The sequence below is a fragment of the Chitinophaga pendula genome, from assembly GCF_020386615.1.
GTDB classification, from domain to species: domain Bacteria; phylum Bacteroidota; class Bacteroidia; order Chitinophagales; family Chitinophagaceae; genus Chitinophaga; species Chitinophaga pendula.
In genome coordinates, this window is record NZ_CP077769.1 from 4,354,069 (window position 1) to 4,371,222 (window position 17,154).

Here is a 17,154-nt window from a genome sequence, read left to right on the forward strand (position 1 = left end):
TAGTATTATTTTAGCAACTCCTTTTAAAGAAGGAGGTGAATATGTTGTATTTACGTTGTTATTTGTTATTAATGCTCCCTGTTATTTCCCCATTGACCGCTGTGAATACTAAAGTATTCCGGATGCAGTCCCAGCTGGCGGTACGCGGTCATTTGGGGGCGGTGGTGCTGGAGGCATTGGAGTATTAGTTTTGTCCTTTATTACTTATCCGTAATTACCCTATAAGAGATCTACCTGTTAGTCAATCCTTTAGTGTTCAAAAATTCGACGCTGCCATCTGTTGAGAAACGGGTGGCAGTTTTATTTTATGGTACTTTTTAGGGGTATCGGTAAAAAGTACCATAATAAGGAGGAAAGGTGCCATTGGGGGCGGTAGGTTTTCGATAATTTTGTGTCAACCAAGTGATCCAATATGGCAAGTGCAGCGATACCGGTATATGATATTTGTAGTATCAGTAAAAATGGACATCCTCAGGACCTGCTGGCGGAGCGGTTTCCGGATTACCTGGAGCAGCATTACCAGTATTTGCATCATCCGCATCGTCATACTTTTTATCATCTGGCGTTGTTTACGCGAGGAAGTGGTACGCATACGATAGACTTTGTCAAGTTTGAGGTGAAGGCATACCAGTTGTATTTTATGGCACCCGGACAGGTGCATAGCTGGAATTTTGAGGAGGGGATAGATGGGTTTGTGGTGCATTTTTCTGCTGATCTTTTCCGTTCTTTTTTGCTGGACCCGAATTACCTGGAGCAGTTTCCATTTTTCAGCGGCAACAGCCGGCAAGGTGTGTGCCAGTTGCCCGGCGCTGTGCAGGGGTTGGTGACGGGGTTGCTGGAGGATATTGTGCGGGCGGGCAAGCAGGCGCCGCATCCTGATGTGGATATTATCCGGTTGCGGTTGATTGAGTTATTCCTGACGGTGGAGCGTCATTGTATGACGGCGGATGCTATTAAACATCCGAAGCAGCAGTCGGTGTTGCTGAACAATTTTCAGCAGTTGATCAACCAGTACTACCGTACGATGCGATTGCCGAAGGAGTATGCGGAGTTGTTGTATATCACGCCTAACCACCTGAATGCGTTGTGCCGGGCGTTGCTTGGCAAGACAGCCGGCGACCTGATACGGGAGCGGGTGTTGCTGGAGGCGAAGCGGTTGCTGACGAATGCACATATGAGCATTACGGAGATCGCCTATGAGTTGAACTTCCAGGACAACTCTTACTTCAACCGGTTTTTCAAGAAAAATGAGGGGATGACGCCGGAAGAGTTCAGAAAAGAATTTATTCATCAATAAAATTATCAGATCATGTGTGCCCACGCTAAACAGAAGAAGCCCAATTTGTTGCTCAGTATCTTACAGAATAAGTGTCCCCGTTGCCGCAGCGGTAAGATATTCAAGTCTGACAATGCTTATAACCTGAAACATTTCACGGAGATGAATCAGACCTGTGCGGAATGTGGGCAATCTATCGAGATGGAGATAGGATTTTACTTTGGGACGGGGTATGTGAGCTATGCGTTGACGGTAGCGATCAGTGTGGCGTCTTTTATTGCCTGGTGGGTGATCCTTGGATTTTCCCTGTATGACAATCGTTTATTCTGGTGGTTAGGATTTAATGCTTTGTTGTTGATATTGTTGCAGCCACCGTTGATGCGGTTGTCCAGGACGATATGGCTGGCGTTTTTTGTGCGATACCAGCCAGATTATAAAGCGCATATGCACACGCTCCCGCAACAGACTGTGTCTTAAGCGAAATGCCCTCTCCGGAGGGCATTTCTTTTTGTATGGACAACTATTCATGGCTGTATATCTTACAGATACCCGGCGGCATGGGCACTGCCAGGCCGGTATCACACACACAGCTATAAGGGCCATCTGTTTCGGGACAGCGACCTGGCAGACAAGTGCCTCTGCAATAGGCAGCAGCATGTGCTGCGATCCCTCCTTTAATGTTTTTGAGCGCTTCGCGCTTCAGTCCTGCTCCAATGTTTTTGATGCTTTTCATACGTAAAGGTTTTGTAGCAGGAATCTACGGCCTGTTGCTGTAATCTCCTCTCAGCCACTTATATCCATTTCAGCAGCAGTAACAACAGGCAGCACAGCACGATCGCCACAGCCACCCTATTGGCTACATATAAAGTATTGATCAGGCGTTGTTGTTGTATGTTTTTTTCCATTATCATTTGTTTTTTCCAGGTACGTATTTAATGCCTGCCACGGGCTTGGGCCAGCTTTCTTCTTTGTGCGGTACGTATTGCATGGCCTTGGATACGATGGTTGCCAGCTGAGGGCCATTGAATTTACCGACCACATATATAGCGGCGTCGATGCCGGAAGTGATACCGGAGGCGGTGATGATATTACCATCTTCCACGAAACGTACGTCTTTTTGCAGGTGGAGGCTGGGGAAGGTCTCCTGGAAATTATCGGCTACGAACCAGTGAGTGGTGGCATTACGGCCTTTGAGCAGCCCGGCATGGCCGAGGAGATAAGCGCCTGTGCATATTGACATGGTCGTACCTGCGCGGGCCGACATATCACGGATGAATGTGAGCAAATCGGTACTGTCTTTGAGGGCGGCGATCGTTTCCATAGCGGCGCCGGGTATTACGAACAGGTCTGGTTTTGGATAGTCAGTGTGGCTGTTATAATCCGGTTGTAAGCGGATCATTCCTTTTTCTGTCTGTATAGCGTTGGCTTCCAGCGCAATGGTATAGATATGATAGCTATCCTTTGTGAGGCTACCTGCTTTGATGAATACATCGGTGGCGCCGGCGAAGTCCATAAGTTCGACACCCGGATAGATGAGTACTGCTACATTGATACGTTTGTGTTGGGCGGGGGCCTGCTGTGCCTGTGACTGCCAGCTGACGAGCAGCAGGCAGCAGCCTATGTAAAGTATCTTTTTCATGGTACAATATTACTTATCGGGGGGCGAGGGGTTGTTTTGCATAAGGGGATTTGTATACTGTAAAAGCGGGGTTTTTATATTGTTTTTCGGGAGTGGGGGCGTATAAAAAAAGCGGCAGGAAGGTCCTGCCGCGTGAGCCATGGAAGTAAAAAAAGGCGCGTTAGCGCTTGAACTGCGTTTTTGTGATGTTGAGGTACAGGTCGCCGTAGCTCTGTGCCGGTTCGAGTTGGGCATCGTTGTTCCAGTCGTTGAAGGCACTGATGAGAATGAGGCGGGTGGACTTGCTGGCGTTCATCTTAGCCACATTACACAACTTCTTATACAGTGTTCCATTGTCCTTCCGATCTACGGTAGGGTTCTGGTTGGACGGGTTCTGTATACGCCAGTCGTATGCCGGGAATATGTTGGGTACGTAGTCAACGCCCATTTGTTCGGCGAAATATTTCGTGGAGTATTTCCAGTTCTGGTCCATGATCTGTGGGAGCAGGTAGAAGCGATCGTAGCCATCGGGCAGGAAGGGCTGGTGGAAGATAGCATCTACGCAATGCTGGAAGCGGAAGGGGTATCTGCCTGGCGGGGACCATCTGTCCTGCATACCTACGATGTAGAGCTCCACTCCTTTTGTGGACAGGCGGCTACGGAGGGTGTTATATATAGCCGGGTTGTTGGCGGAGAAGAGGTTATGGGCATTCATGATGTAGAGCAGTTTTTTGTTGTTGACGGTCATGTATTTGGCATCTGTCATCCAGGCGGCTACTTTTTCCACATCGTTGAAGAACTGTTCTAATTTGACTGGATCGTTTTCCAGCAATGCGTTGGGTGAGATACCGAATACATCGTTGGAGAAGTTGTATGCCAATGCGAATCGAACGCTGGTGGGTGTGGCAGCGGACAGGTAGGCGCTGACGATGGCGGAGTCTCTTCGGAAGCCGGAGACATCTCTTGCTGCTGAGCGGAAGGAGAAGAGGAAATAGTCCAGTCCACCGGTGGCGGCGTATTGGAGGTGTTTGGTCATGATATCCGGCGGGACTATGCCATTGAGCATGTTGTATTTACCCAGTATGGGTACCTGGGTGACGTTGGCGTTGAAAGCCGGTACATCCTGGTAGAAGGCACCTACGACGTAGTTGTCGGTGACGGGCACTTCGGGTATTTCATAATTGAGGAAGTTGTCTTTTGCATCGGGGCCATTTTCTTTTTTACAAGCTATGGTGGCGATGCATAGTAAGGTGATGTATATGATGTTTTGGAAGTTCCTTTTCATAACGAGGTGTTTCATTATTGTTTATAAGCGCGGACGATCTTATAGGGAATGCCTTTGGCGCTGAGATCTTCGACGTTGTTGCCAAACCATTTCTGGATGAAGGAGAAGTTGAATGCTGCCGGTGCGGTGTTCCAGTTTTTGCGTTGTAGTGGCTGGAGGAAGCGGAGGTTGGTGTACGGCGAGTGTTCGTCGCCACTGAGTTTGCTGACGGCATCGGCGTATCCGGCGGCATTGTAGGTGACTACGGTAGACGGGTATATCCATCTGTTGGGTAGGTCGGCGTATATCTCGGAGATGTATTGATTAGCCGGGTTGGTGAGAGGTGGCAGGTCGAGGAACCTGGTTTGGCGTTCGAGGCACCAGGAGTCGAATCCGCCATCGGGGAAGTAGTTGATCCAGCGTTGTATCCAGATCTTATGGAGGTTATCTGCCGGTATATCCGTTCCTGTGATGTTGAGGTAGGTGCGGAAGCCTTTGCCTTCGGTGTCCCATAGTATGCCTGGTTGTGCTTTGTAGGTAGCGGCGGCGGTAGCTGGGACGTTCCAGTAGGAGCAATTGGCATCTATGCCGGTGTTGTAGTACTGTTCGGCGGCGGCGGGGCCACCGAATCCGAGGAGGGCGGCTTCTGCTTTGAGGAAGGCGGACTCGGCGTATGACAGGAAGATGAAAGGCCGTTCGGGGGCATAGAAGGTACTGCGGCGCGGATCGGAGTAGGCGTTGATATTAAGCCCACCGATCGGATCGCCGGAGAGGCCCCATGCTGGTAGCAGGAAGGGCGATTTGGGGATACCGAAATAAGGGATGGGATAGGTGACGATGCGCAGGGAGTCGTCGTGGGTGCTGGTGAGTGTGTCGGTGAGTTGAAAGCGATTGATGACCGCTGGTATGGAATCGAAGTAGATGCCGATGCGGGGGTCTTTATACGACCGGAAGTAGGTGAAGAGGAGGTCACTCATTTTGGGCATGATATCGACCGGGTAGTAGTTACGAATGAACTTAGTGTAATAAGGGTTTTGGTTACCATCGATATTTTCGTAGGCTACTTTGGCGGTTTCATTTTCTGCGCTGAGGGTGCTGGCGGGGTCCTGCATGATCTCGCTGATGTGTTTGTCGGCGACGGTCTGCAGGTTTCTGCGGCAGCGGAGTGCGATGCGGAGGCGGAGGGTATTGGCGAAATGTTTCCATTTGAGTAGGTCGCCGCCGTAGAGGACATCGTAGGTGAGTTTATCTTTTGCCGGATCGATCTTGGCGGCGGCGTCTTTTAGGTTGTCGAGGATGGCGGTGTATACTTCATCTTCGGTATCGAAGAGGATGGTAGGGCCTTGATTGGGTTTGAGCGCATTTTTCATGGGGATGGGTCCGTAGGTACCTACCAGCAAGGCATATACGAACTGTTCCCATATGCGGGCGATCTGCACGCGGTTGCCGAAGCCCTCTTTATCTGCGAACTGGATATTTACCTGGTGGAGGTTGCCGAGGAGTTCTACGTAGGCGGTTTCCCAGAAGCCATCCTCTCCTACTCCGTAGCGGGAGCTGCCGGCGGTCATAGTGATAAGATGGGAGTATGTCCAGTGATAGTTGGTGTTGGCTATTCCCATCATATCGCCGGTACGTTTGATGGCACCGGCGAGGAGTGCTTCGGGGGTGGATTTACCGAACTGGTTAGGGTCGGTATTGGTTTCCGTGAAGTTTTTGGTACACGCAGCTAGTGTGAGTATGAGTGGGATGATATATCGTAGTAGTTTTTGCATGGTTGGATACTTTAGAAGTTGAATTTGAGATCGAAACCATATTGTGCGTATGGGAATGAGCCCCCTTGTTCTATGCCCTGTGCGTTGCCGGAGGTGTTGGCTGCTTCGGGGTCTATGCCTTTGGGAGTATGTTTTAGGATGGTCCAGAGGTTACGCCCTACCAGTGCGAGGCGGGCGCCCTGGAAGAAGCGGCGGGTGTTGCGGCTGAGAGGCAGGGAGTATCCGAGTACGAGTTCTGACACGCGTATGGAGGTAGCGTTGAAGAGGTTGTGTTCCATATCGAAGTCCATGGTCTGCCAGTAGCCCTGCGGGGATATCCAGTGGGCGTTGGGTGCTCCTGGTTGATATCGGCCATTTTTGTCCAGTATGGGTTTGCCGCTGGCATCGAGGAGGGGGTAGTACCCGGGATGTCGCATGCCTTTGTTGCGAGCATCGAGGTAAGGGTTACCGTATAGGCCTACTCCTTTTTGTTCGTCGCCGGACTCTCCGAGGACGAGGGAACTGAAGAGGAAGGCATCGCGGCCTTCCAGGCTGGCGATGGTGTTGCCGGTGACGTTAGCTTTGTGGTTGGATACGGAATAGATATCTCCCCCCCATTTAACGGTGACGAGGAAGGAGAGATCGAAACCTTTATAGCGGAAGGTGGAGCCGAAGGAGCCTATCCAATCGGGCCGGAAGTTGCCCAGGTAGGCATTTTCATCGTAGTAGGGCTGTCCATTGGCCGGGTTGATGATCAGTTTGCCCTGGTTACGATAGGCGACGTTGCCACGCAGTACGCCGTAGGGCTGTCCTACTTCGGCGTTGGAGCTCATCATCCACCAGCTACCCAGTACGTAGCGATTGACGCCAGGTGTGAGGGATACTACTTTGCTATTGTTGGTGGCCCAGTTAGCGAGGAGGTCCCAGGTGAACTTATTGGTACGTACAGGCGTGGCTTTGAGGGACAGTTCTATCCCGCTGTTTTGTATTTCTCCGGCGTTGAGTATCTGTTCGGTGAAGCCGGTTTCTCTTGCCACCTGTGCGCGCATGATCTGATTGATGGTATTGGACTTGTATACGGTGGCGTTGATGGAGATGCGGTCTTTGAAGAGGGAGAGGTCCAGGCCTACTTCTCGGGAGGTGGTTTGTTCGGGTTTCAGGTTTTTATTCTTGAGGAGGTTTTCGTAGTCGAGCCAGGGGGTACCCAGGAAGAGGCCTCCGTATTGGTAGTTGGATTGCAGGTAGTATGCGGGGGCGTCGTTGCCTACCTGGGCCCAGGATACCCTGAGCTTGCCGTAGTTGACGATGTTGCTGATACTTTCCAGGAACTGGGTGAAGACGAAGCTACCGCCTACGGATGGATAAAAGAAGGAAGCGTTGCCGGTAGGCAGGGTGGATGACCAGTCGTTACGGCCGGTGACATCGAGGAAGAGGAAGTCTTTATATCCCAGGGTGGTGGCGGCGAATACGGAGTTGACCTTCCGGCGTACCAGTGATTCGGTTGCCCGTGGGTATGCGTTGCTGTTGGCGATGCTGGGCATATCGTGATTGATCAGCGAGGCTACGGAAGCCTGGCGGAAGAGGGAGTTGCCGAAGTTGAAGTTAGTACCCAGGCTGGCGGTGAGGCTGAAGTCGGGTTTAAGTTGTTTGTTGTACAGCAGGAGTCCTTCTATGTTCCAGTATTGGTTTTGCTGGTTGAAGTTGGAGTAGAAGCCATTTTTGTTCTGGCGGGCGCCTTTTTCGCGGTATTGGTAGCCGTTGCCGAAGGCGAGATCGCCGGCTATCTGTGCACGGAATTTCAGGTCGGGCAGCAGGTCGATGGTGGTGGTGACGCCACCGATGACGCGATGGTGCAGGTCCTGGTTTTCATTTTCGTTGATGCTCCAATATGGGTTTTCGTAGCCATCGCCTTGTGCGCCATAGGCGTAGGCATCTCCGTTGTCGTCCCGATAGGGATGCAGGGAGGCGATGTCTATGCTTCTGAGCAGGTATATGTAAGCGTTCATGGGGCTTTGGGGGTCCATGTTACGATAGGTGCGGTTCCGCATGTTGTCGTAGGTGTAGAGGAGGCGGGTATCGACATTGACCTTTTTGCCCAGGCCGCGGCTGGCGGTGAGGTTGAGATTGTGTTTGTTGCGGATGTTCTGGTTTTCCAGGACATCGTTGGCGCGGGTGTAGGTGTATGACAGCCGGAATGCGCTAACGGAGTCGGACTTGGCGATGGCGACGTTAGTGATATTGGTGAGGCTAGACCTATACAGATCGCGGACGTTATTGGGTTGTGGCAGGTATCCATGGGGCTTACCGCTGTAATCGTTGTATGGCTGGCCTAACATGGGGACACCCCAGCTGCGGGTGTTGGTGCCCATGTTGATAGCGTTAGTGCCCGGGACGATATTGTTGGCATTTTGTACGAGGCGGAAGGCGTTGCCTTCTCCGTATACGTTTTGATAGGCGGGAAATTCCGAGATGGTGTTCCACATCATGTTCTGGTTGACGGATACGCCCAGAGAGCGGTCGCCTCTGCCCCTCCCCTTTTTGGAGGTGATGAGGATGGCGCCGTTGGCGGCTTTGGAGCCGTAGAGGGCGGCGGCGTTGGGACCTTTGAGTACTTCTATGGATTCAATATCGTCGGGGTTGAGATCGGAGACACCATTGCCATAGTCGAGGTTGTCGCCGCGCCCATCGCCGGAGGGGTTATCGATGGGGACACCATCTATTACCCACAGGGGTTGATTGTTGCCGGTGATGGAGTTGTCGCCACGGATGATGACCCTGCTGGAGCCACCTGGCTGGCCGCTGGTGGTAACCTGGAGGCCGGCTACTTTACCGGCGAGGGTGTTGGCGATGTTGACATCGCGTGCTTCTGTCAGGCGGGTGGGATCGACGGACTGGGAGGAATATACGACGGATTTGGCTTTACGGGTAAGGCCCAGTGCGGAGGTGACCACTACGTCTTTGAGCTTTACCGGGTCGCGGACCAGGCTCACATTTAGTTGAAGACGGCCTTCCAGGGGTATTTCCTGGGTGAGGTAGTTGATGTAATTAACGAGGACAGTGGTCTGTTTGGGGTCGTTGACCCTGATGGAAAATGATCCGTCGGGCTGTGTGACGGTGCCTGTAGTTGTTCCTTTGATACGGATGGTCGCACCCGGAAGGGGGACTTTGGTATCATCGGTCACTATTCCCCGGAGTAGTTCCTGACTGCTGGCGGATATTGTCCATAGCGATAGCAGGAGCATCAGTAGATAAGTTTTCATAATCGTGGTATTTAACTGTAAAGGGATATATGACCGATCAGTATGCCGGTTGGCATACTGTTCGAATCAACTGGAAGGTGGAATATGCTAACAGCCGGGTATTTACCAGCGGCTGTGTGACAGACCTGATATTCATGACGTGGAACTTTTTCAGTACGTGTTTACAAATGAAGCCCGACTCCCCTAACAAATGGCCTAACGCGCACATTAACAGTAGTTTTTTCTTTGTTTTTATATTAAACAACTTATTAGTGGTCAATATATCATTAGCGGTTATACGATTACGGGCAAGAGGGACTAGGTGATTCTTTCCCGAAGGGGATTCAGGGGAAGGCTATGGGGTGAATGATCCTTGTATTGCAGGGAGTGATCTGTACAAGGTGTGTATATAGGCTTTGCTTATAGGAATGTTATAGGAGAACTATACGAATGATACAGGAGAGGTGGACGCAAGCGGTTAAGACGTTCATTATCGATAGACATAAACAGGCATTGTGTTACTGTTACGCGGAGCCTGTTTATGTTGATGGATTATTCGCTGATGACATCCTGGAAGGATTCGTGATAATCTTCTCCGTAGATCTCTGCGTATTCGCGGCGGAACTTTTCGTAGGCTGTTTTGGCCTGGGAGTGGCGGCCGAGTGCGCTTAGGTTTTTACAGCGGAGGTGTAAGGCTTCTTCGTTGACCGGGTCAAAGAGGAAGATGGCATGAGCGATCCCGAGTTGCAGTTCGGCGTCGGTGGAGGTGTGGGTGGCGGCGTCGAGCAAGGTGTTGAGTACTTTACCAGATATTTCGGAGCGGATATCATCCAGCCAATCGTAGTCGGTATGGAGTAGTAGCTCTCCTCTGTTGACGAGGGAGAGTATTTCTCTGATCCAGTTTTTGCTGGTGTGGTCGCTATTGACCAGGAGGAAGAAGAAGCGGGCGAGGTCGATCTCTATTTCCTGTTCTTCCCATTGGATGAGCCATCTATCGGATTCTTTCTGGATGGCGCAATGTCCCAGCTTATCGAGGATGCCTTTCAGTTTGACCATGTTGACAGAGCGGTTGTTCTGTGCGTCTTTGCTGGATTTGTCTTCCCAGAGGGTGGCGTATAATTTATTGGAGGATACCCCTTTGCCGGAGCGAAGGGTAAATACGGTAATGAGCAGGAACATTTCCTTCAGGAGAGGGGAGAACAGGCGGGTGAGGTCTTCTTCGCGGCTGTTGATCACTTCGAAGGGGCCGAACAGGAATATGCGTGACCTGGCTGGAGCGGTGGCGACCGGTTCGGGCGGTGCAGGCGTAGTAGTGGTGGCTGATGCAGGTGCTACTGGCGCTGGCGGTGGCTGAGTTATTTCGGGGGTAGGTTCGGGAGCGGATGTTGCTGCCGGCGGGGGCAACTTGCGTCTGCGGCCGGTGGTCCCTGTGAGTATGACTACCAGGATTGCACCTGCCAGCAGGGCGAGGAGCAGGTATCTGCTTCTTTGCAGGAAGGCGGTACTTGTGTTGGTCGCCTGCCACTTGTCTGGTGGGAACTGGATGGTATAAATCTTAATGCTGGTGGTGTTGGTTTTATCGGTATACAAGGTGACGGCGACCAGCTGTTGTGTCAGGGGGCTGTACCAGAGGTCGGCGAAAGAGGCGATATCATAGAATGCGTATGGGATGGCGCCGCCCAGGGGTTCCCAGGTGGGGGTATGCAGGGAGCCCCGGATGAGCTGTAGGGAGGAGTTGAAAACGTCGTTAGGATAAGTGAGTGCGTAGTATAGGCCGGACTGGCTGTCGATGACGAGGCTGTTGGCGAAACAGAACTGCCGGTCGGGCCGGGGCAGGTGATATATATTTTTGAAGCGATGGTTTTTAGTGCTGAAGGCGGTGAGGTCATAGTTGTATCGGGGGTTGATGACCTGTTCGCCGGTGGCGCTGCCGTAGCCCCCGAGGATATAGGCGGTATCGCCCGTGTCGTTGACGCCGAGGCCGGAGAGGTATTTGGGCATGAGGGTATCACCATGTACGGGGATGCTGTCCCAATGGCCGGAGGGGAAGTGGTAGCGCTGTACTTTGTTCTTGTATCGTAGCTGGCCGTAGCCGCCTACGATATACAGGGAGGTATCGGCGGGGTTGAAGAACTTGTTGGCCTGCCAGTATTCTGTAAGTTCCATGCTTTTGTAGGTGCTATCCCATTGGCGGCGGGTGCTGTCGTAGGCGGTAACGATCTTTTCATCGATATAGAAATTACAGAGGCGGCGTAGTGCGGGGATGAATATGGACTGGTTGCCGGCGGGCACTCTACCTCTGGGGATGGCTAATGCGACGGCGGAACGTTTTTGCCGCTGGAGGGCGTAGTCGTATATGGAGTCGGCGGTGGTGATGTATACGGTAGCGGATTGGCGGTCGAAGGCGATACCGGGACTGCCCTGTACTTGCCAGGCGGCTGCCAGCTCCCAGTTCTGGTGTTTGTCTTTCAGCCATACGGGGTTGCTGACGGTGGCGACTTTTCTTTGCAGGATATCCACCACCTGAGTGCCGGAGGTAGCATCGAGGGGCCAATGGTAGCGGGGATGGCCATTGATGTTGACCTGGATATCGCGGATGTTCATGGGTGGTATATCGCCGGTCCGGAACTCTTCGAGGTTGTTGGTACCGAAGTAGAGCTGGCAGCATGTTTTGCCAGCGGGTTGCCATTTGTGGGCGGCGGCGGGGCGGCCATTGGCGTAGAGGGCGACCTTTCCTGCGGCGGCATCGAATTGTACCCGGAAGGTATTCCACAGGTGATACAGCCGGGGGGTATCGATCTTATAGCTGCCCGCTACCTGTTCGCCGACGATAAAATCGAACTGGCGGAGGCGTTGGTTATAGATGAGGTCAATATTTTCTTTGTTGCCGATGATGAGGCGGAAGACATATCCGAAATATATCTCCATGCCTGGTCTTAGTTTGAGGCTGAAAGTGAGCTCTGCCTGTTTATCGAAGCAGAGAGGTGCTGCGGGGGTGAGTTGTAAGGAGGTTCTGTTTTCCTGAACGACCTCATGACTTAAAAACCTTAATCCATAGGACTGAGCGTGAGCGATCGGTTTCAGCAGATGCACCAGCAGATATAATAAAAGGGTCGTTTTTCGCATGCTAACGCAGGAGCTAAAGTTAATAACTCCTTAATTTAAAGATATTTTGATACAGATACACCATTGTGGATTAAATGATGTGATGTGGATGCTGATATGGAGGAAGATACCGAAAGTCGGTCGATGTTGGTTTGCAGTCGTGGGATTGACCAGAGAGATTGGCGAGCAGGTGCTTGGTGTGGTGAATACGGGTCTGCCTCTGTGTGGGCAGACCCGTAAGGTTTATTATTTTTTTGCATCGTGCAGTTGGCTATCGAGGTGATAGGCCATGCCTGCTTTGGCGGTGAGTGTACGTTGTATGTTGCCGGTGCGGAGCTGGCAGGCGCCATTTTGCGTGGCATGTACGGTAGCGTTGGTTACTTTACCTTCTTTCCAGCGGATGTCGATGATGAAGCCTCCTCTTGCGCGGAGGCCTTTTATTTCGCCGTTGGCCCATGATGAAGGTAGTGCTGGCAGTAAGGATATTTTACCATCCTGGCTTTGCAGCAGTAGTTCTGATATGGCAGCTACGGCGCCGAGGTTACCATCGATCTGGAAGGGGGGATGTGCGCAGAAGAGGTTGGGATAGGTACCACCCCCTGTTGACATATCTACTTCTCTTACTGGTACGAGGCGCAGGAGGCGGTCGAGTAGTTTGAGGGCTCTGTCGCCTTCATAGAGGCGGGCCCAGCAGGCTACTTTCCATGCCAGAGACCATCCGGTGCCGCTGTCGCCTCTTTTCTCCAGGGATTTGCGGGCGGCGGTGGCCAGTGCCGGGGTGCCGGACATGGTGATCTGGTCGCCCGGATATAGTGCGAAGAGGTGGGAGAAGTGGCGGTGGGTAGGTTCTGCTTCGCCGAAGGGTTGTGCCCATTCCATGAGGCGGCCATCGGGGCCTATACCCGGCAGCAGTAGCTGGTCGCGGGCGGCGCTGATGCGTGTTACCAGCGGGTCATTGCTTTGCAGGGATTGGGCTGCTTTGAGCGTATTGTTGAACAAGTCATGGATCACTTCCTGATCGTGGGAAGGGCCCATACTGATCTGTGCGTGGGTGCCATCGGCGGTGATGAAGGTGTTTTCGGGTGAGCTGGCCGGGCCGGATACCAGTTTGCCGGTGGCAGGATCTTTTACGAGCCAGTCGAGGTAGAACCGGCACGCGTCGAGGAGGACGGGCATTACTTTTTCCAGGTATTTTTTATCGCCGGTGAATGCGTAATGTTCCCAGAGATGTTGACATAGCCAGGCGCCGGCGCCGAGGTGGAGGCCCCAGCTGGGATGTTCGCCCGGCGCCGTATATCCCCATACGTTGGTGATGGGATGTACGCACCAGCCCTTGGCTTTATAATGTATGCCGGCGGTGCGTTTGCCCGGTGTAACCAGGGAGGCGATGAGATCGGTGAGTGGTTCCTGACAGTCGGCGAGGTTGGCCACTTCTACCGGCCAGTAGTTCATCTGTACATTGATGTCGGTATGATAGTCTCCGTTCCAGGCGGTTTGTATCTGATTGGCCCATATGCCCTGCAAGTTGGCAGGCAGGCTGCCTTTGCGGGAGGATGACAGCAGCAGGTAGCGGCCGTACTGAAAATACAGCTGGTATAGCAGCGGGTCGTTGCCATTTGCGGTAAATTGTTCCAGGCGCTTGTCGGTGGGCAGGTTATCAGGCGGTGTGTTATCGAGGCGGAAGGTGACGCGGTTCATGAGACCGGCGACATCGGCAACATGTCTGTTAAGTAAAGCCTGATAGGGCTGTGCGGCTGTTTTTTTCGTCTGTGCTTCCAGCTGGGCCGCATAGTTATCGTTTACGTAGTCGGGATAATGTAAGCGGTAATTGGTGGCGGCGGTGAGGATGAGCACCACTTCATCCGCTTTGGTGATGAGTAGGCTATCGCCCTGTGCGGAGACCTTTCCTCCCTTCACTACGGGGGTGACGATGGTCTTATACTGCATGCCGTTGCCCCCTTTACCATTGCTCATGGCGCCGGACATTTCCAGGCGGCCGTTGGTAGCTTTGGTGGTGAACCGTTCGGGTCTGTCGGCTTTTACGCTAAAGGACAACGCTCCTTTAGCGGATGCGGTGAGGCGGATGACCATTGCCTTATCGGGATAGCTGGCGAATATCTCTCGCTGGTAGCTAACGCCTTGCTGGCTGTATTTAACGGTGACCAGTCCTTTTTCTATATCGAGGCCGCGGTAGTAGTCGGACCAGGGTTGATCTTTATGGAAGTTGAGTCGCAGGTCGCCCATGGTCTGAAAGCAACCGAAAGGTACATTGGCACCATTACCTTCTCCGGAGCCAGCACCTTTACACACCTGTGTTTTTTCGGTGAGGGCAACGGCCTCTTTATATTTGCCTGCGAAGAGCAGGTTCCTGATCTCCTGCAGGTGGGCATAGGCATTGGGATTATCATTATCGTCGGGGCTGCCGGACCAGAGGCTCTTTTCATTCAGCTGAATGCGTTCGCGGTTGACGTCGCCGAAGACCATACCACCGAGGCTGCCATTGCCGATGGGGAGGGCATATACCCATTCCGGTTCATTCTTCCAGCCTTTGAGACTGTCGACAGCGGCGGCATTAGCCGGTTGTTGATACCAGATCCTTAAAGGCTGACGTTGCTGTGCCTGGGTCATTACCGGGACAGCGATCACACATGCTACTAATAGGCGCCTGAGACGCGAGGATACGATCTGCATAAGCGGAGAACAATTTTAGTCAGAGCCATTTTACGTGGAATACGGCCTGGACACAAAATAGCGCAGCGGGTAAAGAATCGCAACTGTCGCTGAATAAAGTATTAGTATTGGTGTAAAAAGCATTTAACAAAAAATTAGAAACCTGTTGACGAATTTTTCACAACCTGGATGCTATCCTTGCAATGTGCAACTAACCAAAAGACATACCTATCTGCTGATACTTTTTGCTGTGATAGCGGCGATGTACAGCGTGCGCGCAACAGCGCAAGACAAAACGGGTTACATAGACCTGCAACTGTTACTCCGAAGTATGCCGGAGGCCAAACAGGCTTATGCCAGCTTACAGCAATATGAAAAGAGTCTGAATAGTCAGGGGCAGCTTTTGCTGGATGACTATACTAAAAAGCTAAGGGCGTTGAATAAACCGGTGCAGCCACTCAGTGATTCCGTAAAGCTATCTCTTATGCAGGAGATTGCGGCAGCGCAGGAGAGGATGGAGCATTACCAGGAAGAGGTAACGGAGAAGGTGTCGCAAAAAGAGCAGGAGTTAACGGCTCCGCTGGTAGAGAAAGCGCAGCAGGCGATACAGGCTGTTGCCAACGAGCAAGGTTATACGACGGTATTGAATAATGTACGAGAGGTGTTGCTGGTAAAGCCAGCAGGAGATGATCTCCTGCCGGCCGTGAGGCGTAAGTTAGGTATTGCCGCTACTGCTGTCACTCCTAAAGCGGCGCCGAAGCCAGCTTCTAAGGCAGCGCCTACAGCACCAAAAGCAAAAGGAGGGCGATAGCGGCAGGTAGTGCCTGCTTGACGATGATACCTTTGCTGGCGGTGAGTCCACCATAAATGCCTGCTATTACCACACAAGCGAGAAAGAACAAGGCTATATTCTTTGCCCACTCCACATCACTGATCAGTAATGACCAGCACAGTCCTGCTGCGAGGAAGCCGTTATACAGGCCCTGATTGGCAGCGAGTGCTTTGGTAGGTTCGAATAATTCGGGGGCAAGGGATTTGAAGGTTTTGCGGCCGACGGTTGTCCAGCCGAACATTTCGAGCCATAGGATGTAAACATGTTCGATAGCGACGAGGGCTATCATGATCTTAGTAACTAAGTGCATACGTGGTGTATTGTTTGTATACCGGGAAGTTACACTTTCTAAGAAAAATTCAATAAATGTTTGGTGAAATAAAATTACTGGTTATATTTGCACCCCCAACACGGGGAAAGCTGCCCAGATGGCGAAATTGGTAGACGCACTGTGTTCAGGTCGCAGCGTTCGCAAGGATGTGCTGGTTCGAATCCAGTTCTGGGCACAAAAATGGACAAATCGAAATTTATCTCGGTTTGTCCATTTTTATTTTCGGGGAAACCCGCTTTCAATGCATATAATAACCCGCTTTCAATGCATATATTAGCTTAACAGCTTCGTTAAGCCGGGCGGCTTGATAATTGATTCCGTCATAGGATTTAAATGCCACACCGCAAGCTATGCGTGATGCTATTGGTGCCTATGGGAAATCATTCAATTTTGCATTAATTACATTGAGCCAACCGTTATTACAGTGGCTACCTTTGGTATAGAAGGTTTGGCGACAAGTGGGGTTGTGAAGTCTCTTGCCGCTGTTCCAGCTTGGAGTTTCGCCGGAGGCTGGTAGTAAATTTTAAAGGGATTTTTGAACCCGAAAATAATTTATTGTAAATAATCCTGTAATATCCATACTATTGCCCTACCTTCAGTAAGTCATTATTTTACTTTTTGTGATTTGGTTTGACGTTTTTTTCATTATTCATCATTGTTTTTAAGTGGTGTATGATTTAAGCTAAAATTGTATATTTTGAACATTTTTGTAGGCAATGTAAGTGACAGAACAACTGAAGTTGAGATTTGGTCACTGTTTGATCCATTCGGAGTGGTGTATAGTATTAACCTGGCTGTAGACAAGTACAGCGGTCGCCCCAAAGGTTTTGCATTCGTTGAGATGCCGGATGATTCCAATGCAGCGCAGGCAATTCAGGAACTGAATAACTCAGTTGTTGACGGCAAGACCATCGTAGTGTACGAGGCTCGTCCGAGACCTGAAAGACCGGAGAATGACCGTTTCTCCAGATCCGGACCAAGGCCGGGCGGTAGAGGCTTCAGACCGAGATACTAATAGGTTTTATAATCTGATTAGCTTTTTAGAAGATATGGGCAAAATCGCAGCAT

At 51.6% G+C, this 17,154-nt stretch carries 13 protein-coding genes and 1 tRNA gene; 6 read left to right on the forward strand and 8 right to left on the reverse strand.

From position 1 onward, the window contains the following. Window positions 1-41 precede the first annotated feature (41 nt). From KTO58_RS15400 to KTO58_RS15410, 3 genes are all read left to right on the forward strand, one after another. Window positions 42-188 carry a hypothetical protein gene (locus KTO58_RS15400; RefSeq protein WP_157752926.1) on the forward strand — a complete coding sequence of 49 codons (147 nt, stop codon included), beginning with the start codon at window positions 42-44 and terminating at the stop codon, window positions 186-188. A gap of 224 nt (window positions 189-412) precedes the next feature. Further along, entirely contained in the window at window positions 413-1,297 is an 885-nt protein-coding gene (locus KTO58_RS15405) for an AraC family transcriptional regulator (RefSeq protein WP_095838514.1), read from the forward strand. Between the two features lie 12 nt (window positions 1,298-1,309). After that, entirely contained in the window at window positions 1,310-1,753 is a 444-nt protein-coding gene (locus KTO58_RS15410; RefSeq protein ID WP_095838513.1) for a DUF983 domain-containing protein, read from the forward strand. Window positions 1,754-1,796: 43 nt separating this feature from the next. Here KTO58_RS15410 and KTO58_RS15415 read toward each other — a convergent pair whose 3' ends face one another. The 7 genes from KTO58_RS15415 to KTO58_RS15445 form a co-directional block, all read right to left on the reverse strand. Next, window positions 1,797-2,009 carry a hypothetical protein gene (locus KTO58_RS15415; RefSeq protein WP_095838512.1) on the reverse strand — a complete coding sequence of 71 codons (213 nt, stop codon included), beginning with the start codon at window positions 2,007-2,009 and terminating at the stop codon, window positions 1,797-1,799. Between the two features lie 174 nt (window positions 2,010-2,183). Further along, the gene (locus KTO58_RS15420; RefSeq protein WP_095838511.1) at window positions 2,184-2,915 is read right to left on the reverse strand and encodes a DJ-1/PfpI family protein; all 732 of its coding nucleotides are present in this window, start codon (window positions 2,913-2,915) and stop codon (window positions 2,184-2,186) included. Between the two features lie 160 nt (window positions 2,916-3,075). Then, a complete protein-coding gene (locus KTO58_RS15425) occupies window positions 3,076-4,179 on the reverse strand; it encodes a glycoside hydrolase family 99-like domain-containing protein (protein WP_157752925.1) in 1,104 nt (367 codons plus the stop codon). Window positions 4,180-4,193: 14 nt separating this feature from the next. Beyond that, window positions 4,194-5,930 carry a SusD/RagB family nutrient-binding outer membrane lipoprotein gene (locus KTO58_RS15430; RefSeq protein ID WP_225859772.1) on the reverse strand — a complete coding sequence of 579 codons (1,737 nt, stop codon included), beginning with the start codon at window positions 5,928-5,930 and terminating at the stop codon, window positions 4,194-4,196. A gap of 11 nt (window positions 5,931-5,941) precedes the next feature. Continuing rightward, window positions 5,942-9,169, reverse strand: coding sequence for a SusC/RagA family TonB-linked outer membrane protein (locus KTO58_RS15435; protein WP_095838507.1), 3,228 nt, complete (start codon window positions 9,167-9,169; stop codon window positions 5,942-5,944). A gap of 531 nt (window positions 9,170-9,700) precedes the next feature. Further along, a complete protein-coding gene (locus KTO58_RS15440; protein WP_095838506.1) occupies window positions 9,701-12,274 on the reverse strand; it encodes an AfsR/SARP family transcriptional regulator in 2,574 nt (857 codons plus the stop codon). Between the two features lie 225 nt (window positions 12,275-12,499). Beyond that, complete coding sequence (locus tag KTO58_RS15445; RefSeq protein WP_095838505.1) at window positions 12,500-14,944, reverse strand: glycoside hydrolase family 95 protein; 2,445 nt, start codon at window positions 14,942-14,944, stop codon at window positions 12,500-12,502. Between the two features lie 184 nt (window positions 14,945-15,128). Here KTO58_RS15445 and KTO58_RS15450 point away from each other — a divergent pair, with 184 nt between their 5' ends. Beyond that, window positions 15,129-15,734, forward strand: coding sequence for an OmpH/Skp family outer membrane protein (locus KTO58_RS15450; protein WP_225859773.1), 606 nt, complete (start codon window positions 15,129-15,131; stop codon window positions 15,732-15,734). On the opposite strand, the gene KTO58_RS15455 is transcribed toward KTO58_RS15450, so the two are convergent. After that, the gene (locus KTO58_RS15455; RefSeq protein ID WP_095838503.1) at window positions 15,703-16,065 is read right to left on the reverse strand and encodes a DUF1304 domain-containing protein; all 363 of its coding nucleotides are present in this window, start codon (window positions 16,063-16,065) and stop codon (window positions 15,703-15,705) included. The genes KTO58_RS15450 and KTO58_RS15455 overlap by 32 nt on opposite strands. 112 nt (window positions 16,066-16,177) lie before the next feature. Here KTO58_RS15455 and KTO58_RS15460 point away from each other — a divergent pair. Together KTO58_RS15460 and KTO58_RS15465 are read left to right on the forward strand one after the other, a co-directional pair. Further along, window positions 16,178-16,261 (forward strand) — tRNA-Leu (locus KTO58_RS15460). 522 nt (window positions 16,262-16,783) lie between these two features. Then, window positions 16,784-17,101 carry an RNA recognition motif domain-containing protein gene (locus tag KTO58_RS15465; RefSeq protein WP_095841547.1) on the forward strand — a complete coding sequence of 106 codons (318 nt, stop codon included), beginning with the start codon at window positions 16,784-16,786 and terminating at the stop codon, window positions 17,099-17,101. Window positions 17,102-17,154 lie beyond the last annotated feature (53 nt).